The organism is Microcoleus sp. Z1_A1 (genome assembly GCF_036700305.1).
Taxonomy (GTDB): Bacteria; Cyanobacteriota; Cyanobacteriia; order Cyanobacteriales; family Microcoleaceae; genus Microcoleus.
Map to the genome: position 1 here is coordinate 18,895 of NZ_JAUBOR010000009.1, position 18,202 is coordinate 37,096.

Annotated in this window: 21 protein-coding genes and 1 pseudogene; 8 read left to right on the top strand and 14 right to left on the bottom strand. The window is 45.3% G+C overall.

Going from position 1 to position 18,202, the window contains the following annotated elements:
* The 3 genes from QT973_RS07990 to QT973_RS08000 form a co-directional block, all read right to left on the bottom strand.
* Positions 1–366, bottom strand: a complete 366-nt coding sequence (locus tag QT973_RS07990) for a hypothetical protein (RefSeq protein ID WP_333054615.1) — start codon at positions 364–366, stop codon at positions 1–3.
* 241 nt (positions 367–607) lie between these two features.
* Entirely contained in the window at positions 608–1,207 is a 600-nt protein-coding gene (locus tag QT973_RS07995) for a Uma2 family endonuclease (protein WP_333391106.1), read from the bottom strand.
* A 372-nt stretch (positions 1,208–1,579) separates the two neighbouring features.
* On the bottom strand, positions 1,580–3,448 hold the full coding sequence (locus QT973_RS08000) for an AAA-like domain-containing protein (protein ID WP_333391109.1): 1,869 nt from the start codon (positions 3,446–3,448) through the stop codon (positions 1,580–1,582).
* A 276-nt stretch (positions 3,449–3,724) separates the two neighbouring features.
* Here QT973_RS08000 and QT973_RS08005 point away from each other — a divergent pair, with 276 nt between their 5' ends.
* The 3 genes and pseudogenes from QT973_RS08005 (at position 3,725) to QT973_RS08015 (ending at position 5,062) form a co-directional block, all read left to right on the top strand.
* On the top strand, positions 3,725–3,898 hold the full coding sequence (locus QT973_RS08005; protein ID WP_333040368.1) for a hypothetical protein: 174 nt from the start codon (positions 3,725–3,727) through the stop codon (positions 3,896–3,898).
* Positions 3,899–3,942: 44 nt separating this feature from the next.
* Positions 3,943–4,275, top strand: a complete 333-nt coding sequence (locus tag QT973_RS08010) for a hypothetical protein (RefSeq protein WP_333054618.1) — start codon at positions 3,943–3,945, stop codon at positions 4,273–4,275.
* Between the two features lie 319 nt (positions 4,276–4,594).
* Positions 4,595–5,062: pseudogene (locus QT973_RS08015) on the top strand (serine hydrolase).
* A 213-nt stretch (positions 5,063–5,275) separates the two neighbouring features.
* Here the strand turns inward: QT973_RS08015 and QT973_RS08020 are convergent.
* The 7 genes from QT973_RS08020 to QT973_RS08050 all read right to left on the bottom strand — a co-directional run bounded on the left by QT973_RS08020 (position 5,276) and on the right by QT973_RS08050 (position 8,819).
* Positions 5,276–5,647, bottom strand: coding sequence for a DUF4342 domain-containing protein (locus QT973_RS08020; RefSeq protein ID WP_333212206.1), 372 nt, complete (start codon positions 5,645–5,647; stop codon positions 5,276–5,278).
* 535 nt (positions 5,648–6,182) lie between these two features.
* A complete protein-coding gene (locus QT973_RS08025; protein WP_333212204.1) occupies positions 6,183–6,458 on the bottom strand; it encodes a nucleotidyltransferase family protein in 276 nt (91 codons plus the stop codon).
* A 98-nt stretch (positions 6,459–6,556) separates the two neighbouring features.
* A complete protein-coding gene (locus QT973_RS08030) occupies positions 6,557–6,904 on the bottom strand; it encodes a DUF5615 family PIN-like protein (protein WP_333212203.1) in 348 nt (115 codons plus the stop codon).
* Positions 6,894–7,277 carry a hypothetical protein gene (locus tag QT973_RS08035; RefSeq protein WP_333212201.1) on the bottom strand — a complete coding sequence of 128 codons (384 nt, stop codon included), beginning with the start codon at positions 7,275–7,277 and terminating at the stop codon, positions 6,894–6,896. Before QT973_RS08035 ends, QT973_RS08030 begins: the two co-directional genes overlap by 11 nt.
* 128 nt (positions 7,278–7,405) lie before the next feature.
* A complete protein-coding gene (locus QT973_RS08040; protein WP_333212199.1) occupies positions 7,406–7,780 on the bottom strand; it encodes a DUF5615 family PIN-like protein in 375 nt (124 codons plus the stop codon).
* Positions 7,764–8,006 carry a DUF433 domain-containing protein gene (locus tag QT973_RS08045; RefSeq protein WP_333212197.1) on the bottom strand — a complete coding sequence of 81 codons (243 nt, stop codon included), beginning with the start codon at positions 8,004–8,006 and terminating at the stop codon, positions 7,764–7,766. The genes QT973_RS08040 and QT973_RS08045 overlap by 17 nt, the downstream gene beginning before the upstream one ends.
* Positions 8,007–8,048: 42 nt before the next feature.
* Positions 8,049–8,819, bottom strand: coding sequence for a hypothetical protein (locus QT973_RS08050; RefSeq protein WP_333212195.1), 771 nt, complete (start codon positions 8,817–8,819; stop codon positions 8,049–8,051).
* A gap of 164 nt (positions 8,820–8,983) precedes the next feature.
* Here QT973_RS08050 and QT973_RS08055 point away from each other — a divergent pair, with 164 nt between their 5' ends.
* The 5 genes from QT973_RS08055 to QT973_RS08075 all read left to right on the top strand — a co-directional run bounded on the left by QT973_RS08055 (position 8,984) and on the right by QT973_RS08075 (position 15,384).
* Positions 8,984–10,906 (top strand): ATP-binding cassette domain-containing protein, encoded by a 1,923-nt coding sequence (locus QT973_RS08055; protein ID WP_333373574.1) that lies wholly within the window; start codon positions 8,984–8,986, stop codon positions 10,904–10,906.
* A gap of 178 nt (positions 10,907–11,084) precedes the next feature.
* The gene (locus QT973_RS08060; RefSeq protein WP_333263716.1) at positions 11,085–12,203 is read left to right on the top strand and encodes an AAA family ATPase; all 1,119 of its coding nucleotides are present in this window, start codon (positions 11,085–11,087) and stop codon (positions 12,201–12,203) included.
* Positions 12,190–12,762, top strand: coding sequence for a hypothetical protein (locus QT973_RS08065; RefSeq protein ID WP_333054631.1), 573 nt, complete (start codon positions 12,190–12,192; stop codon positions 12,760–12,762). Before QT973_RS08060 ends, QT973_RS08065 begins: the two co-directional genes overlap by 14 nt.
* Positions 12,763–13,211: 449 nt before the next feature.
* Positions 13,212–14,453, top strand: coding sequence for a hypothetical protein (locus tag QT973_RS08070; protein WP_333391112.1), 1,242 nt, complete (start codon positions 13,212–13,214; stop codon positions 14,451–14,453).
* A 355-nt stretch (positions 14,454–14,808) separates the two neighbouring features.
* Positions 14,809–15,384 carry a TIGR04376 family protein gene (locus QT973_RS08075; protein ID WP_333054634.1) on the top strand — a complete coding sequence of 192 codons (576 nt, stop codon included), beginning with the start codon at positions 14,809–14,811 and terminating at the stop codon, positions 15,382–15,384.
* Positions 15,385–15,585: 201 nt separating this feature from the next.
* Here QT973_RS08075 and QT973_RS08080 read toward each other — a convergent pair whose 3' ends face one another.
* From QT973_RS08080 to QT973_RS08095, 4 genes are all read right to left on the bottom strand, one after another.
* Positions 15,586–15,960: a pirin-like C-terminal cupin domain-containing protein gene (locus QT973_RS08080; protein ID WP_333234240.1), complete on the bottom strand. Its 375-nt coding sequence runs from the start codon at positions 15,958–15,960 to the stop codon at positions 15,586–15,588.
* A 179-nt stretch (positions 15,961–16,139) separates the two neighbouring features.
* Complete coding sequence (locus tag QT973_RS08085; RefSeq protein WP_333247056.1) at positions 16,140–17,240, bottom strand: RNA-guided endonuclease TnpB family protein; 1,101 nt, start codon at positions 17,238–17,240, stop codon at positions 16,140–16,142.
* Between the two features lie 42 nt (positions 17,241–17,282).
* On the bottom strand, positions 17,283–17,471 hold the full coding sequence (locus tag QT973_RS08090; RefSeq protein ID WP_333232458.1) for a pirin family protein: 189 nt from the start codon (positions 17,469–17,471) through the stop codon (positions 17,283–17,285).
* Positions 17,428–17,706 carry a pirin family protein gene (locus tag QT973_RS08095; protein WP_333054637.1) on the bottom strand — a complete coding sequence of 93 codons (279 nt, stop codon included), beginning with the start codon at positions 17,704–17,706 and terminating at the stop codon, positions 17,428–17,430. Before QT973_RS08095 ends, QT973_RS08090 begins: the two co-directional genes overlap by 44 nt.
* Positions 17,707–18,202: the final 496 nt, after the last annotated feature.

Genomic DNA, 18,202 nt, shown 5'->3' on the forward strand with positions numbered 1-18,202 from the left:
TTATTTCTCCATCCATATTCCATTTACTAGCTCTATCTCCACCCACTTACCATCAATCAGTTTCTCTAATTTTCCCCATTGCGGTGTTCCTGTATTTCGACCTATTACTCGAACTGGTGCAATCCAGTCTTGTTGACAGTTTGCTAGGGGGTCTGGAATAAATTTCCAGGCATCCTTGGAAATTCCATATTCTTGTTCACAAAATTCTTCTGCATCCCGCCAACTTTGGTAAAAAATATCACCAATTCCAAAGCCATCATTGAGTGATGTGCATGGGAAAGCATATACACCTTCCCCAAGTTCAGGTTTATAAAGAATGACTTGCTTAATGTCTGGATGCTTCCTAGACTCGGCTACTTTCCTCATAGTGCTTACCTCTGTAACTTATCTTAAAATGTATAACTGTTTAATTAGTAAGGTGCGTCATATCCTAAACTTTGAATAATCGCCCTAAAACTTCGTCTGACGCACCCTACAAGTTGAGGATTTATCTCAAATCCGTTGCTATCGGAATTATTCATCTCTCTCTTATCTTCCTCTGCGCCCTCTGCGGCCTCTGCGGTTTAATCATTCAAAAACAACCGTAAACGATATTACTCATTTTATCTTAAGGCAAAAGAGAATTCACAGCGATCGCCCCAATTTCTCTGCCTTCAATAATAATCGGTATAACAGCCGATCGCCCGAAATCTAATCTTTGACTGTAATCTGGCTGCTCAACTTCAGCAATTGGTTGAGAGTACACATCCACCAGTCCTTCAACAAGATTCACAATCCAATAAATCGCAATTCCAGCGCGGGCATAAATCCGTTTTTTGACAGTGCGATCGCGCTGAAGTGTCGTATCAGATACTTCAATAATCAGGGCAATATCTTCAGCACCCGGATGGCGATCGAGATACTGTCTTGTATCCCCTCGAACAACCACTATATCAGGTTCTGGTTCGCTGTTAGATAGCGTTATCGGTTCTTGAGAATCGACATACCAACCAGGGGGTAAAATATTCTCTAAAGCTGTTCTGACAAGACGAGTTGTGACTCGATGCGGTGGATTTTTGGGCATTTTGAAAACCAGCCAACCTTCCAGCAATTCTACAGAGTCATCATCGGTGAGAATGCCAGCTTGAATTATCGCATGATACTGCTCGATGCTCAAGCGCAAAATCAGATCGTTCGGAATTGCTGCAACACTTTCGACGGGCGGCATAACTGTCTGGGCGAGTTGATTATTGTTTTATTTTACTGTTTATTTAACGAACCGCGAAGGCGCGAAGGACGCGAAGTAAGAAAGAAGAAGAAGAGGAAGGTAATTTCATAATATATCTACTTTGTGGTGAATACGCGCCATGCAATGAAAGCTGTAAAAGCTAGATAACCAAATACGGCTATCCAATCTAGCCAATTATCGGATGTTATCAAAAAAATATCGTTCATGGGATGTTTTAATCTAAAAATATGTAGATTGTGATTTTTCGTTTGGTGGGGGCGGGTTTATGAGATTGTCAGTTTTAGGCTGTTATTATCGGTGAACCCGCCCCTACAATATCGGGAATTATACGATCGCAAACCGCTTTACATTTTACCCGATCGCGCTCAAGTGCGATCGAAAATATTGTCGGTACAACTCGCACCTCGGCACGCACTCGTTCCCCTGCAATTTCACCAACCCCAAGCTGTCTAATTTAAAAGCCTGCATAGCCTTTAATTGCACCGGAGAGTCCGCCACTACAATCTCTCTCATCCCCTGCGCCAACTCTGGATATTCTTCTAAATTCCACAATTGGCGGCGCAAATGGTCGCTGTAAATTCCAGCATCTGCGATCGCACTTTCTTTTAATTCATCTAGTGTCAAATCCGATCGCGAAATGTGATATAATGCAACTCGCACTAAATACGGATGTCCGCCGACAATTGCCATCAATTCCTCAACTTCTGCCTCCGACCAATTCAAATTATGGCGCGCTGCTAAATCTTGGATTTGCCCAGCGTTGAATTCCGGCAAATCAACGGGAAGTCCGACGTTGAAAGGCGATTGATTGATGTTCATCGGGATGTAAACTTCCGTGGAGTGAACTACAATTAATCGCAGTTTTTTCCAGATGTCGCGCCGCTTCGATTCTTCGTGCCACGCCCGCAGTAGTCCTAAAAAGTCTTCGGCAATGTCGGGATATTGGAAAACGCGATCGATCTCGTCTAATCCTAAAATTAAAGGACTGTCGATTTGCGGCAAAATGTATTTTTCAAAGTAATCTTTGCAGTTAACTTTGCTGCCAAAAATCTCGTCCCAATAATCGTCTAATTGATTTGGTAAGTGCAACTCGCGGCCGACGTAAGCGCAAAACCATTTTAAGAATTTATCTAAGTTGGCAAAGACGCCTTTATCTACTAACTGAAAAGTTAGCGGCACGGTGCAATAGCCTTGACGGGATCCGTGATGCAAAATTCTTGCCATCAAGGAAGTTTTGCCCATTTGTCTCGGTGCTTTAATTCTAATTAACGCGCTGGGTTGCACAATAGTTTGATAGCAGCGTTCTTCAATGGGCGGGCGTTCTACATAAAATTGAGAAGCGACATCGACTTGTCCTCCCGGTAATTCTGGTTCGGCGGCGGGTAGAGGTATTTCGTCGCTGCTAATTTCTAATACCTGGTTTTGTGTTAAATCTTCTGTTTCTTCTGTGACTGGTGCGGGAGTTTCTGCTAGCAAGTTCAGAACTTCTTCGATAATAATTGGAGTGTCGGCGGTGGTTTTCCATTCCCTCTGTTTGATGCGGTACAGATAACCCCGCAAATCGTGATTTAGAGGCGCGTTCAGCGGAAAACCGACGCGGATGGGGAGAATTATTGGTTTTTTGTCATGGCGGGAGTCTTGGAGTTCTTTTGCTTGCTGAACTTGATATGTTAGTAGTTCGCTTTGGTTTCCCGTTGGCGGTAACAGTAGCAGCAAATAATCGCATTCTTGGAGGAATAAATTAATGCGATCGAACCAATTATCTCCTAATCTAATATTATTTTCTGCTGTGAAAACTGTATGACCGATCGCGCTTAAGGCCGTTTCTAACTGTTTTCCCAACTCGCGATCGGGTTCGGCGCTGCGATAACTGACAAATACTTTAACAATTCTGCTGCTGGTGGCTGTTTCTCCCGCTGGCGGCAAATTGTCCAGCACGTCTAAATTTTCCGGTTCCTCAAGTTTAGCCGATCGATGGTCGCTAGCAGCCAGAGTCATTTCAAAAGCCGCGAACAACTGTCGAATTTTACTCAAATCCGCACCTTCTCTACCCTGCTTAATTTTGCTGACTGTATCGGCACCAACGCCAGACTCGGCCTCGATTTCAGTCAGAGTACCTCTAATGTTATATCGGTCAGACCATTCTTGGAGCGCCTCGTTAAGTTTCTTTAAGCCAGAGGCAGTGAGAATGCGACCACGATCGCGTTTTGACTTGAGCACTTCGCTTGCACTGAAAGGGGAACGAATCTAGAAATTTTAACGCCTTAAGTCCCTATTTTAGGCGATTTTAAGGAAGATAGTCAGCCAGCCGGAATTTAAGGGATTTTACTTGAAGAGGTTTTTGGGGCGATCGACTCCTCAAACTCTGTCCTGATAACGGCTTCAACAGTTGAATATATTTGAGGATAAAAAGTTTTTCTTAACTCCCCAATCTCCGCCACTACTCACCACTTAACTTTTTAGAGTAGATACACCAAGCAAAAAAGGAGCAGCCAAATGAGCAAAATCTTACACAGACTGGCAATGGCCGCTTTGGGAACCGCCGCCATTTTCACAATTAATACACTTAATAATTTAACAGAAGCATCAGCGGCTGGTAAATTTGACGAACCAGAAATTTATCAAAACACAGTTTTTCCACTTGGCGTACCGGGTCAGTTCCATAAATAGGGCAATCCATTGATTGATTGATTTAATTGAATTAAGGAGAAATTATGAAGTCTACACTGTGTTCACCACAACCTATAGCTACCAAATCTGATTCCGTTGACGCTGAGGCGATCGATGCCTGCACTGCACTTGCGTGGGTGGAATTGGTAGCATTAGATGCCAGCGCTCTGACGGGGGATGATTGGCTGGCTTTGTGCGATGATATAGATAGCGGGGAAATCTACCGCTGCTGGTTTTTGTGGTGCGATCGCGAAGTTAGCGGTAATTGGGAAGCTTACGATCCTTTGAGCGATCGCCGATTTGTTGCTAAAGGAAAAGTTTTTCTCAAAGCCGCGATCGACTCGCTCGAAGATGCTAGAAATCGGGAAGTCGCCTAACTTGGATTCATCTCAGGTGAATAAAATTTGTGTCTACAAAACAAGAATTCTGCCACTAGAATTCGCCCCTGTACAAACTTTCGTCTCCCTCCGCCAGACTCGAAAAAAAAGGGGTAATAGAACCGCATTTGATAGGAGTCCCGGAAACGGAATACTCTCAAAGAAAACAAAAAAAATACGGCTGCGGGCAAGAGTTGACTGTATGATGCTAGGTGCTTCTTCTCGAAAGCGGTTGATAACGTTTTTTCAGCCGCTTTCTCGCTGCAGGCGTTAAACTCTTTCTTTTTAAATATGACTCTAAAACTGCACAGCCACCAACATGATTATTGAACGTTTGGGGGGAATTACTAAACTCAACGAACGTTTTCGCAGTTTGGGATTAACTGATACGATAATTCGCAATTGGCTCGGTGATTTTTAAGGAACAAATACCACAAGTTCTGTGGATATGGTAAAGCTGCTGGCAATGCTGTCTCGCGATAAATTAGTTTCTGAATCCAGTCGCGAACAAGCTTGAGAATTACTGCGGCACACAACAACTAGAACGCTGTTGCCTTCAGGTTTGGGTCCCGGTGCAGTTATTGCGGACAAAACCGGAGATATCGGCTTTGTGGTTGGCGATGCGGGAATTATTGATATGCCCAACGGTAAGCGTTATTTAGCCGCAATCTTTGTCAAACGTCCTTACAATGACCCGATTGTGAGAGATTTTGTCCGTCGAATTTCGCGGATTGTTTACAATTATTTAGACCAACCTGCGGCGAGAGTACCGGAGAAGTTACGTTGATCAGACAATTCGGCGATAGAAATCGCTACTAAACAAACAAAGTCCGCCTTCGCGGACTTGAAGAGAAGATTTTTAATTACTAATCACTATTAGACTTCTTGCAAAAATAATTAGGACGGGCTCTTCGGCCCATCCCACAAGAGTTATTTTTTCTTGTGGGATGGGCCGAAGAGCCCGTCCCATCAATTGAGGGAAAGGATTTTTGCAAGAGCTCTATTCTTTGCGCTCGACAGCCACAGTCAAATGAGCCGCAACTGCCCCCACTGTAGCAAGTACAGCAGCAATGGGAAAGACTACTGATCCTGCAACGCCACCTACCAATCCCGCCATCAGCGGAATGTCTGCCAAAGTCCGCCCTTGCGAGTTTTTGATGACAAGGCGGCGGAGTTTTCCTTGCTGAATTAGTTCTTTGACTTTACCAATTAGGCTGTCGCCGCTAATCTTAAATTCTTCCACTCTGACTTTTTCCTCTGTGGCAAATTCTGAGGCGAATACATGAGTTTCAACTGTTGGGTTGGCTGAATTCCCTGCCGCTGCTGTTTCGTCTTGTAGAATTGTTACTTGTTGTTCTAGTTGTGAGTTCATTTTGTGTAAGGGCGGGTGAAAACCAGCCGTTTAATTTCTATACCCTTATCTTCGGCGATCGCACTTGGGAATGACAGGCAAGGAAACCCTACAATCTGCATTCGTACTTTCCACCCCTGCCTTTTTACTCACAACATTATTTTTGTGGCGTTAGATCAGGGCGGGTTTATGTATTCCTAAAGGTAGAGCAGATATTGTGGAAACAACCCGTCTCTAGATACAAGTAAGGTGCGTATGCCAGCTATGCCAAGATGGCTGCTGTCTGTTGAATCTTTAAGTTGGACACCAATCGGCGATCGCTTGCACTTACCCAGAAAGCTAACGATTTTGCTTGCCTAATCTCGGCTGAAAACAGATAACCTTAACGGACTTTTCGCCGATCTGTTTAAGCAGTCGATCGGCACGACTTCTTATCAATACCCGATCGCGCCACGGGTAAAACGGGAGAAGCAGTTGTTGAAATAAAAAGAGCGATCGATTAAGGAAGTGCGAGACCAGTTATTTGACATAAATAGTTTGAGCAGTAGAGAGAATTTCAAAGGCGGCGAATCCAGTTGGAACTGCGATCGATCGCCCGTTTACTGATTAGATCGACTCGTCTACTTAGCACTGCTTCGAGTTCTTCCTGCATTTGGGCGCGATCGAGTAGACGCCCGTTGGCTGTGGGGGCAAAAGCAACTAGGATATCGATGTCGCTGTCTGCATGAAAGTCGTCACGAAGTATCGAACCAAAGAGGGAGAGTTCGATGATTTGCCACTGTTGGCAGAATTTGGTGATTTGGTCAATTGGCAGGGCGAGATCGGTTTTCATTCAGCCTCCTTTGTCTAGCAGAAACTAGGTTTCGATAAAATTGTATAATAGCTGCTAACAATGAGACTTATATTTTGCATTTTTACATAAATTTCTCATTAATAATTCCATTGATTCCGAACCACAAACTGATTATTGAGTTCATATTCGGCTGTTTCTAAATTATCAATTGCCTTCACTATCGCCTGATAACTCATATTCTTAGAAGCTTCAGAATCTTGATAAACTGCCAAAATTCCTGAATGTTCTGGGTTCGCTTGATGCAATTGCTGAAAGTCATCACAATTGCGTGTAAGCAGCACTCTCTCATTTTCTCTGGCAGCGTCTAGCACGACTGAATCTGGATGATTCATTAAATTTAATGTATTGACTGTGGCTACATCGTGACCGGCTGCCTGAAGAAGATTGACTAAATACTTGGCTTGAGAATCTTCGTCAAGCAGCATTCGTAGACTGAACTTGGACTCCTTTTACTTCCAATCGATAGCGTTCCTCGTCTGCTTCTAATTTTAAAATTTCTTGATTATTCTGACAGTAATCAATCGCCTCATAGATAGCAGACAGGGGTAAATCCCAATTTTCGGCAGCTTGTTCGGGTGACATCTGATTGGCAGTCATGTCTCGCCAAATAGTCGATGCCAGTAATTTACGTCCCTTAATGTAAAGTTGTTTGCGCCAAGGATGAGGACGTGCAATTAAATATTGCCAATTCTCGATTTCTGGTGTACTTTGCAGGGATTGAACGATCGCACCTAGCAGGGCAAGGCGATCGCTGACTGATAGTTGGCTGGCTTTTTCTTTAAGCTCTTGCAAGGACATAAAAAAATACTCCAACAAAGGTTGGTATCTGAATTATAGTACATTGGAAGGCGTGGACAATCGAGATTGACATAAACCTTTTGAGCATCAGGGTCACGTAAATGACTGTTTATACTGATGACTATTTTTTAGACATCCGGTATGAGTGGCAGACGACGAATACGAATACGGCTTGGCTCGACCGAAATGGCCGCTCCTTGTTCTAAATCCTCCTCGCACTCAGCAATTACCATCAGCAGTAAATCCGTTAATGCTTGGGCGCGTAACCTTTCAATCCGAACGCGAATAACTGAAGGAGAAGCTGCTTCATCAAGTGCTAGCAATGTATGAAAATCCGCATCGAGTGTAACAACCACACGTTCCTCAAATCTGGCTTTCTGGATGATTTCGGTATCTTCGGCTTGAGACATACCAATTTCACCAACATGGATGGTTTCGATACCTGCATCACGTAATAATGCTGCCGCCGAAAGTGGTAATCCCTGGTCAAGCAACAGCTTCATAATGATTAGGTAGCTCAATGATGCGATCGTCAAGGTAACAAGATACAAAAACTAGGGCTTGCCGGATATCTTCATCCTCTAGTTCGGGAAACTCTTGATGTAGCTCTTCTCGATCGGGATAAGTTGCTAGCAGCTCAATCACTCGACGAACAGTAAGCCGAAGATCGCGAATACATGGTTGCCCGTTCATCCGCTTTGGATTGCTTGTAATACGATCTATTTTCATTTTGACCCTCGCAACCTCAAGAGTAGTTCTGACGAAACCATATCAAGTGTCCCAGTTAAGTGGAGTTGGTCTCTCTATTTTAGTCGTTCTGTAGATCCCGTCTACGCGCACAAAATCGTCAGCGTTGGCACTTTCAGCTTTGATAATTTCTCCCCAAGGGATGTATTCATAATCAGGCAACCAAGCATCTTGCCTTCGCAGGAGAAAATCAAGAAAAAGTCTCGAATCTCTTAAACTATCTTCAGTTACTTTGAGCGTGCATTCTTCAGTGCGAAATTTGTAACCAACATGAGTACCACTGGTAATATAAATATCCCATTTCTTGGGGTTCCAACCGTCGGCTATGGGCGTACCCCGCGCTTCCATTTCCTCTGCATATTCCGGTAATTCTTGGGGTGAAATCTCAAAAACCTCTTCGGTGTAATCTACTCCCCACTCGAACTCTTCAATACATTTACCATTCTCAAATAGCTGATACGCAGAACAACCTGATGTATCTTCATTCTGTAAATAAATGCATCGAGTTTTCAATGACTCAGACACCTGAGAAACCTTGCTATCTACACACACATTGATTGGAAAAACTATACTCCACGGATGTCCTTTATACTGATATATAAGTGACATCCAGCAATCACTAGGATGATACTGCTTACCCCATACGTTTAGCTCTAAATTGCCACCAAATACTTTGGCAATCACCGGACTGCTTAATTCAATGGGAGCTTTGACTAAAAGAATGCCAACCTTATTTGCTTCCAGTTCTATAAACTGAAAACCGCGCCTTTTTGATAGTGCTACTTCTGATATCATAGAAAAACAAAGCGTCTAGTGTGAAAATAATTTGGAACATTCACTTTTTTAGTCTAGATTGTTTCTATAGTTGTGTCACAAATGCGTTACAATATATGATATAACCTAAAATACCGCAATTCGCTCACCGATGTCAAAAGTTAGGTAGATAATTTTATATACTCATGACTATTTTTACTCTACGATCGATCAAAAAAGACTTCGGCATCAAGGAACTCTTGACAGATGCCAGTTTCAGCCTCGATGAAGGCGATAAAGTCGGACTCATCGGCACCAACGGTTCCGGCAAATCAACCCTGCTGAAAATGATTGCGGGTATGGAGTCGATCGACTCTGGCGATCGCTGGGTCAATCCAGGGTCTACAATTGTCTATCTCCCCCAACAGCCGGATTTAGACGAAAATCACACTGTCTTAGAGCAAGTATTTGCCGACAGTGGCGAACAAATGGCTTTAGTGCGCGAATACGAGGAAATTTCCGATCAATTGTCCCACGGCAAAGGCGATACAGACAAGTTGATGGCGCGTCTGTCTGCGGTGTCTGAACGGATTGATGAGGTGGATGCGTGGGATTTGGAAACCAAGGCGAAATTGATTTTGACCAAGTTGGGGATTGAGGATTTTGATGCGAAAATTGCCGATTTGTCCGGCGGCTACCGCAAGCGAATTGCCTTAGCAACGGCTTTGTTGTCCGAGCCCGATGTGTTGCTGATGGATGAACCGACAAACCACTTGGATGCGCTGTCTGTAGAGTGGTTGCAGAACTATTTGAACGGCTATCGCGGTGCTTTGCTGCTGATTACGCACGATCGCTATTTTCTCGATCGCGTTACCAATCGCATCCTGGAGATCGATCGCGGCGACCTTTACAATTATGCTGGCAATTACGCTTATTACTTGGAGAAAAAAGCCCTAGCTGAAGAATCCGCCGCCAGCACAGTTCGCAAACACGCGGGTGTATTGCGGCGCGAATTGGAATGGCTCAAACGCGGGCCGAAAGCGCGGAGTACCAAGCAAAAAGCTCGGATCGATCGCATTAAAGATATGCGAGCCCAGGAGTTCAAAACAGCCAACGGCAAAGTCGAAATTGCGACAGCGGGCCGCCGGATTGGTAAGAAGGTGATTGAGTTACTGAATATCTCTAAAGCTTACGGCGATCGCACTTTAATTAAAGATTTTACCTACAATTTCACACCCGAAGACCGGATAGGAATTATTGGCTGCAACGGTGCGGGAAAATCGACGCTGATGGATATCATCACCGGACGCATTCAGCCGGATTCGGGTACTGTCGAAATTGGCACAACCATTCATATCGGTTATTTTGACCAGCATTCAGAGGATTTGACGCCGAACGAAGACCAGCGAGTTATTGAATACTTGAAAAGTGTGGCGGAGTTGGTGCAAACGGCGGATGGCGAAATCATTACCGCTTCTCAAATGTTGGAAAAGTTTCTGTTTCCACCGAACCAACAGTATGCACCGATTAACAAACTTTCTGGCGGGGAAAAGCGCCGGTTATTTCTGTTGAAAGTGCTGATGAGTGCGCCAAACGTGCTGATTTTAGACGAACCGACAAACGACCTGGACGTGCAGACTTTGGCGGTTTTGGAGGATTATCTCGAAGATTTTAACGGCTGCGTGATTGTGGTGTCCCACGATCGCTATTTTCTCGATCGCACGATCGACATGGTTTTCGCATTGGAACCTGGCGGCAATTTGCGCTTGTATCCCGGCAATTATTCAGTGTATTTAGATTACAAGAAAGCCGAAGAAGCCAAGGAAATAAAAGGGCAAAAAGAAAAAGAAAAAGTTACGCGTACTGTTGAATCTAACAATTCAAAACCCACAAATTCCCCTCAAAAAGCTCCCAAAGTCTCCTTCAATGAGAAGCGGGAATACGAACAATTAGAAAGTCAAATCCCGAAAATGGAAGCTGAAAAAGAAGACATTGAGAAGATTTTGTCTCACAATGCTCCGAGCGAGTTTGCCGAGATGAAGAAGTTATCGGATCGTTTGGCTCAGTTGACGCAGGAGATCGATCGGGCGACTGAGCGCTGGTTGGAATTGGCGGAACGGGTGGGTTAATTTGGGTTGTCCGAATGTTGTGTTTAGCTCCTGTTAATAATGACAGGAGCTATAGCAATCCTTGCAGGAGTCGTAAATTTTTTACCCCACCCCAACCCTCCCCTTGGTAAGGGGAGGGAGTAAGAAATTCACAAATGATTTAGGATTGCTATAGAGTAATTATGAGTGAAATAATCCCATGCTGAAACGAATATATATTGACAATTTTCGCTGTTTGGTAAACTTTGAACTTGACTTTGATGCCATTAATCTATTTCTGGGTTCTAACGGATCGGGTAAATCAACAGTTTTTGAGGTGTTGCAGAAAATCCAAGCATTGGTCAGCGGCGACAGTAAGGTTGAAGGAATTTTCAAACCTGCGGACTTCACCCGCTGGCAAACTTTACAAATTCAGCGTTTCGAGCTAGAAATTCTCGGTAATGGCGGCTGCTACAAATATCAATTACAAATCGATGAGTATGGAGATAAATGTCGTGTTAGGTACGAGAGTCTGCTCTTTGATAACCAGCCTTTACTACAATTTGAATTCGGCGAAGTTCAACTCTATCGAGATGATTATTCACCGGGCCCGAAATACCAGTTTGACTGGTCGCAATCTATTCTGCCTTCATTAATGCCAAGAAACGACAACACGAAGTTAACTTGGTTTAGAGAACGGATGGCGCGATTTATCATCGTGCAAGTTGTTCCCAGCTTGATGGTTGATGAAAGTAGCCAAGAACAAATGCGTTTGAGTCCTCGGATGGAAAATTTTGTTTCTTGGTATCGCTACTTATCTGAAGATCAAGGTAAAATTGCTGAGATTGGAAATATTTTAAGAGATGTTTTGGATGGATTCAACAATTTTAAGTTTGAGCGAGTAAGCGAAGATAATTTGGTATTAAAACTGCGGTTTTCAGGAGAAAAAGATAACAGCAAGCCAATTGAATATCGTCTCAGAGAATTGTCGGACGGACAAAAAACATTAGTGGCTTTATACGCGCTGATTTACGGTACAAAATCGGAAGATTATACCTTGTGGATTGATGAACCGGAAAACTTTTTAGCATTACCAGAAATTCAACCCTGGCTGATTGAGCTTTATGACCTTTGTAGCGAGGAAAAAGTTCAAGCATTACTAATTTCTCACCATCCTGAGTTAATTAACTATCTTTTAGCTTCACGGATTGGCTATTGGTTTGAGCGTCAAAGCAATGCTGCTGTTCGAGTCAAACGAATTAGCAATGAAGTAGCTGACAATTCGGGATTGCCAGTTTCTGAACTGATTGCACGGGGATGGTTGAATGAGTCAGCGTAGAGTTCAGATTGTCATTCTCTGCGAGGATCTACAGCAGTTTGTTTTTGCGCGTTATTTCCTAAAAAGGAGAGGTTTTACAGGTAGATTTCGGGCTAATATTTGTCCGAAAGGTAGCCAAGCTGGAGAACAGTATGTACGCACTCAGTATCTGGCGGAAGTGAAAGCTTATCGCCAGAATAGAAACCGGGTGGCGATTGGATTAGTTGTGTTAATTGATGCAGATACGGGTACGCTGGCAGCAAGACTTAATTGGTTAGCTAGTGTGCTTGATGAACATAAGCAGGAAAATAGGGAACCGAATGAGGCGATCGCGATTTTTGTTCCCAAGCGCAATATTGAGACTTGGATACACTATTTGCAGGGAGATTATTTGCAGGGAGAAACTGTGAATGAAGAGGATGCTTATGCAAAATTTGAGAAGAATGAGGCTATTTGCAAACGCCCTGTTGAGGATTTAGCCGATCGATGTTATTCTCAGAGCTTACCAGAAAATGCGCCGCTATCGCTTCAGGCAGCTTGTGGGGAATTACAGCGGTTGTTACCACTGTTGCAGCCATGAGTTATGAGAAAATCTGCAACCTGTCATTACTGTCAAGCAAACTGACCAAAAACTTAAGACGGATAAAAGTCTGAAATCGTTGTCAAAGCTGCAAAGCCATCGCAAACAGCGGCAAAAAACCCGCTTTTTTTGCGATCGCCCCAAGTAAAGCTGTATGTCACAAACTGCGAAGCCCCGGAGGGTGGGGTTGACAAAAGCAGTAGAATATGCAGTAAAAGTCAGGGTAAGCAAGTAAGACTGGCAGCAGAAAACAGGGGCGAAAAGGCACAAAACAGGTAAAACAAAAGTCGATCGGGCAAAGTAAGTTGGTCGAGGACTAAAAATATGGTGATGGGTGAGATACAATTGACCTGTTCTGAGCCAAGAATTGGTCAACATCACAAGTATCCTGTAGAAGTCTGAAGTTGAGAATCTCAGGGTTGTCGAGGAGCGGGAGCAAACAGAAAACTATGCCTCAAAAAGTAATCGCCGAACAGATGTCTTTGGAATCAGCGTCAGAGCCGATCGCCGTGAGGGCGACGGTGGAAACAGTGCCAGCCGAAGCAGTGGCAGTAGAGTCCTACGCCGATCGGTTGATGGACGAACTGTTTGAAGGAGTCGATCGAGCATTCGACGGCAGCGGCGGACTGCCATCGGAACCAGTGCAGCCAGAATTCGTGGCCCTCAAGTCGATCTCGGTACCTCAAATAGTTTTGTCGCAGTTGGCACCCCCCCAGTCGCAGCGGGGCGAAAAAGACGTAGAAGCGATCGCCCGCCAAGTCGCCCTAGAAACAACCAAAAAACAGCAGTCCAAACAATCATTCGACAGAATGCTGCTGGGAGCAGCATTTGGGTCGCTGCTGCTAGTCATGGGGTTATGGCTCGCGAGCAGGTCGGGACTCGTGCGCTTGCCCGCCGCCCCCGCACCAGAGACACCCGCAGCAAGTGGCAAAACAGCACCAGACACCCCGTTTGTGGAATACGTGCAGCGCTCCCTAGAAGCGATCGAACAAAAAAAAGCACCCCAGGCTAACCCCCAACTTGCAGGAGTTCCCGCAGCCCCCACCCCAGGGACGCTGCCGAGCATTCAAATTTCCGGCGCGCCGCCGGCAACCGCAGGTCTTTCGACAGCAGTCAACCGCATCGCTGATGCCCTAGAACAAGCCGGCGCACAGCCGGGAGCACCAGCACCCCAAATCGTAGTGATCCCTCCCCCCGCTCAGGTGACTGTGGCTCCGCCTGCTCAGGTGGCTGCGGCTCCGGCGGCTCCTGCTGCTCCTGCTGCTCCTCAAACCGCGGCAGTTTCCCCCTCACCGGCTGCTCCAGCCTCCGGTCGTGCGATCGCCGCTGCGGGAAATCGAGAGCCCCTCGCCGCTTCCCCTTCCCCCTCGGAGTCTCCCCAGCCAAAGATTTTGGCTCGCGAAACCGAACCGGCACCAGCGCCCGCAGCAGCCCAGCAATCTGCGCCCGCGCCCGAGCAATCGGCACCGGCCGTTAGCAGCGCCTCCACTTCCGCCCACACGCTGGTAGGGATTTTGGAGTTGGGCGATCGATCGGCTGCTTTGTTTGAAGTAGACGGCGTAGCCCGCAGAATTTATGTCGGCGAAAGCATCGGCGCTAGCGGTTGGACGCTGGCAGAAATCAAAAATCAAGAAGCAGTGATTCGCAAGGGAGGAGATGTGCGATCGGTTTTTGTCGGCCAAAAGTTCTAATCAGTCATCAGTTATGAGTCATTAGTCATCAGTCATTAGTTATGAGTTAGGTAATGGTAATTGGTGATTGGCAATTACGAGGCTGTACCTCACCGTTGAAAACAGTTAGTTATAATAACCGACAACTAATGACCGATGATCGATCGCCAGTGACTAAGAACCAATGACTAATAACTAATGACCAATGACTAATGACCGAAAGCATCCAGGATACAACCCCCCGGATTCATGTGTGGAGAAATAAAAAACCTGTATCCGATAAACTTGCCCCCGAATTTATCTCGCGCAAGTCAATGCTAAAATCTAAAATCTAAAATCTAAAACCTAAAATCGATTGACTGAGGAATTATAAAAAATGGGCTTATTTGATGATTTCAGCCGCTTTCTAGAAACCCGATTAGAAGAATTTTTGCGTAGCAATCCCCATCTCGAATTGCAGGCAATAGAAGAACAACTGAAGGAACAAGAAGAAGACACTCTGCGACTGATTCTCGATATCCAAAAACAAGAGAAAAAACTGCAAGCCGAAATTCTCTCCGCCGCCCAAGAAATTCAGCGCTGGAACGATCGCATCAACAAAGCTAAAGCTGCTCAAAGGCTCGATTTAGCTCAAGCCGCCCAAGAGCGACAAGCCGCTTTGCTGCGTCAGGGAAATCAGCGCTGGGGTCAAATGCAAGGCTGCAAAGAACGGATTGAAAAAGCAAAAGAACTGTACCGCCAAATTCAAGTACGGCGAAAAGAAGTCCGAGCCAAAGCGGCAGAAGCCGCAACTCGCCCTACCACTAAAACAGAGCCAAATTGGGATACAAAGGGTTGGAATCAGAGTTCAAATTATAACAGTTTTAATGCGGCAGATCCTTTAGAAGAAAAGTTTCAACGCTGGGAAGCAGACGAAGAACTCGATCGAATGAAGCGCAATATAGGCAGATAGGGCGTTGCTGATTTACGGTATGAAAAGCTCAATATGCAAGTCATATAAACCAGTACCCACAAAGCTTCCCGATTTCCCACTGATTTTTTTCATACCCTGATTAAGCAACGCCGATTTTGAAATAATATTCGTGAAGATTAGAGTAAAAAAGACAAATTATGCATCAAAAAACAGTTTTTAAAGTTAAATCTCTGCGGTTATTCACAACGGTTGCTCTGCTTGAGAAGGTGGCTCTTCGGGCAGCGGAATAAACTCTGTCTCTTGAGGAACCTGAGCAAAGCGTCCCTCTCTCCAATCGAGTTTAGCTTGCTCAATGCGCGAGTGCCGACTCGAAACAAAATTCCACCACTTATGGCGCTCACCAACAGGTTCACCGCCAATCACAATACAACGAGCCTTGGCTGAAGCAGAAATGTTTACTTCAGTGCCTGAATTTAGAACCGCTAACCGATGTTGTTCCAGAGGCTCTCCATCGATCGCAAGCCCCTCTGTTACGCTGTAAACCGCCTGTTCGCTGTAATGGCCCGGTAAGGTAAATTCTCTTCCAGCAGTCAGTTGCACGTCCAGATAAATCATGGGTGAAAATATTTGAACTGGGGAAGTGCGATCGTATGCCTCACCCGCAATCAGGGTGAACGAAACTCCTGCGTCCTGCTTCGTAAAACTTACCCAAACTTGACTAAAGCCATCTTTAGTCGCAATTCAGAACTCACTTCCTGCGCTGTTGGGTGGTCGGCCATCCCAAGATAAGCAGGCTATCCCCCAATAGCCTTGGGTTCCCAATTCAAAATATTCAAGCTAGCATTCAAATCGCGATCTATTGACACGCCGCAAGCAGGACAATCATAAGTCCTCACTTGCAAAGGCATATCTTTTTTATGCCCGCAATTGGCACAAATCTTAGAACTGGGGAACCATCGATCTACCAGCACTAAGCTTGCTCCATACATTTTGCACTTATACTCTAGCTGTCGCCTGAATTCGTAAAACCCTAAGTCGGATATTGCCCCTGCCAACTTGTGATTTGCCAGCAATCCTTTAACATTCAAGTCTTCTATCTTAATTAACTTGAAAGTTTTCGCTAAATAAGTCGTCAACTTGTGAAGGAAGTCTTTACGAATGCAGGCTATCCGTGCGTGGAGTCTGCCGATCTTGTTGTAAGTTTTGCGTTGGTTGCGAGAACCTTTTATTTGTCTTGACGCCTTGCGCTGTAAAGTAGCAAGCTTGGTTTTCGCTTGCTTGAGCGGTTTTGGCGCATCAAACACTTGACTGTTTGACAGGGTGGCCGCATATTTGACACCTACATCAATTCCTACAGAACTATCAGGCTGTTGAATTGGCAGGCGTTGGGCATCAACACAGAAAGAGACGAACCAGCGATTTCCTTCTTTTGAAATGGTAAAAGTTTGAGATGCAAATCCACACGGGAGTGGCTCGTGAAGCCGAAAAGTCCCCAAAGTAGGAATCTTGATGGTGTTACCAGCACTTAGCAAAACTTTGCCATTAGAAGAATCAACCGTGAATGATTGCCCGTCTCGGCGGCTGGCAAATTTCGGATGGCCGGCTTTCCCCAAACGATACCGACTGAACGCTTCTTTCAAGTCAATCAAAGCGTTTTGGTAAACACGAGAAGACAACTGGTTCATCCAAGCGCATTCAGGTTGTTTCTTGACGTGGTTGGTAAGAACTTTCTTGACTTCGCCGATAACCTTTGAGTCAGAAAAATTGCCCTCACCGTACATTTGGACTCGCAGGCTCAATCCTAAATTGAAAACAACTCGCCTAAATCCTGCGTGTTTTGCCATCAAGGTCGCTTCGCTGTTATTCAATTTGAGCGCTCGCTTGACGGCAAACATGGAACTTCTTCTCGGCAATCAACTGTAGATAAGTTTAGCAAACTATTTGGCACTTAAGTCCGACTCCCAAACAGGCAGTTCAGTTGCCGGATGATGCCGAAACCAGGGGTCGGTTTCTTCGTATTCATGGGGAAGGGCTATCCAAGTTTGAATGCCATGCAGGATGGCTTCTTTGCTGCGATCGTCGTCAGGCGTGCGTTCGGAGTGGACAATGCCTCGCCCTGCCGTCATCCAGTTCACCGCACGCCTGACGGATTTCTTGAACGCTGCCCACACTATCACGATGCAGCAAAACACCTTCAAACAGGTAGGTGACGGTTGCTAAGTTGATGTGCGGATGCGGTCTGACATCCACGCCCCGGCCGGGTGGAAACACCGCAGGGCCGAGATGGTCAAAAAAGATGAACGGGCCTACCAGTGCTAAAACGTCTGAGGGAAGCAAGTGACGGGCTTGGAATCCACCCAAATCTTGAATGTGTGGCTCATTGACATACTCACTGACCTGAAGGTACGGTGATTCTTAAGCCTCGCGACTTAAGTTTCTGCTTCTTCGCAACTGCCTCCACCCTCAAAGAGTTTTGGTCTTATGTTCGCTCCACAGACTAACCCCGCAAGCCCTGCGGTTTTTACGTGTCGAATACCAAACGGAATTCTTCTCCTGTTTTGATTCTAGGGTTAGACTTCCATTGCCCTATCCTCTTTTCCCGGTCTACCGATTTTGCTTCGCCGCCAGCACCTCGGGCTGAACTTCGCTCGTATAGGCTGTTTGATCCATCGTCTCGGGTGGGTCGTTGACCAATTACATTCTAATATAAAGCCGTCCTAAAAGGACGGGGTTTCTACCCAAATTTGTGATGAGATGCTGGATGGTATCCGTCATAATGTTTATGAAGTTCCCAACGCTAATCGTCTATGTCAAAAGTGCATGATACAAAAAGCTATCCTTGTAAAGGACGATCGCA

Excerpts from the sequence above, each read along its gene's own strand:
- QT973_RS08070 (WP_333391112.1), top strand. The coding sequence starts at position 13,212 with ATGCCTCAAAAAGTAATCGCCGAACAGATGTCTTTGGAATCAGCGTCA.
- QT973_RS08035 (WP_333212201.1), bottom strand. The coding sequence starts at position 7,277 with ATGTCCTTGCAAGAGCTTAAAGAAAAAGCCAGCCAACTATCAGTCAGC.
- QT973_RS08040 (WP_333212199.1), bottom strand. The coding sequence starts at position 7,780 with ATGAAGCTGTTGCTTGACCAGGGATTACCACTTTCGGCGGCAGCATTA.
- QT973_RS08055 (WP_333373574.1), top strand. The coding sequence starts at position 8,984 with ATGACTATTTTTACTCTACGATCGATCAAAAAAGACTTCGGCATCAAG.
- QT973_RS08020 (WP_333212206.1), bottom strand. The coding sequence starts at position 5,647 with ATGAACTCACAACTAGAACAACAAGTAACAATTCTACAAGACGAAACA.
- QT973_RS08085 (WP_333247056.1), bottom strand. The coding sequence starts at position 17,240 with ATGTTTGCCGTCAAGCGAGCGCTCAAATTGAATAACAGCGAAGCGACC.
- QT973_RS08030 (WP_333212203.1), bottom strand. The coding sequence starts at position 6,904 with ATGCTGCTTGACGAAGATTCTCAAGCCAAGTATTTAGTCAATCTTCTT.
- QT973_RS08045 (WP_333212197.1), bottom strand. The coding sequence starts at position 8,006 with ATGAAAATAGATCGTATTACAAGCAATCCAAAGCGGATGAACGGGCAA.
- QT973_RS08010 (WP_333054618.1), top strand. The coding sequence starts at position 3,943 with ATGAAGTCTACACTGTGTTCACCACAACCTATAGCTACCAAATCTGAT.
- QT973_RS08080 (WP_333234240.1), bottom strand. The coding sequence starts at position 15,960 with ATGATTTATCTGGACGTGCAACTGACTGCTGGAAGAGAATTTACCTTA.
- QT973_RS08005 (WP_333040368.1), top strand. The coding sequence starts at position 3,725 with ATGAGCAAAATCTTACACAGACTGGCAATGGCCGCTTTGGGAACCGCC.
- QT973_RS07990 (WP_333054615.1), bottom strand. The coding sequence starts at position 366 with ATGAGGAAAGTAGCCGAGTCTAGGAAGCATCCAGACATTAAGCAAGTC.
- QT973_RS08075 (WP_333054634.1), top strand. The coding sequence starts at position 14,809 with ATGGGCTTATTTGATGATTTCAGCCGCTTTCTAGAAACCCGATTAGAA.
- QT973_RS08050 (WP_333212195.1), bottom strand. The coding sequence starts at position 8,819 with ATGATATCAGAAGTAGCACTATCAAAAAGGCGCGGTTTTCAGTTTATA.
- QT973_RS08090 (WP_333232458.1), bottom strand. The coding sequence starts at position 17,471 with ATGACGGCAGGGCGAGGCATTGTCCACTCCGAACGCACGCCTGACGAC.
- QT973_RS08065 (WP_333054631.1), top strand. The coding sequence starts at position 12,190 with ATGAGTCAGCGTAGAGTTCAGATTGTCATTCTCTGCGAGGATCTACAG.
- QT973_RS08060 (WP_333263716.1), top strand. The coding sequence starts at position 11,085 with ATGCTGAAACGAATATATATTGACAATTTTCGCTGTTTGGTAAACTTT.
- QT973_RS07995 (WP_333391106.1), bottom strand. The coding sequence starts at position 1,207 with ATGCCGCCCGTCGAAAGTGTTGCAGCAATTCCGAACGATCTGATTTTG.
- QT973_RS08025 (WP_333212204.1), bottom strand. The coding sequence starts at position 6,458 with ATGAAAACCGATCTCGCCCTGCCAATTGACCAAATCACCAAATTCTGC.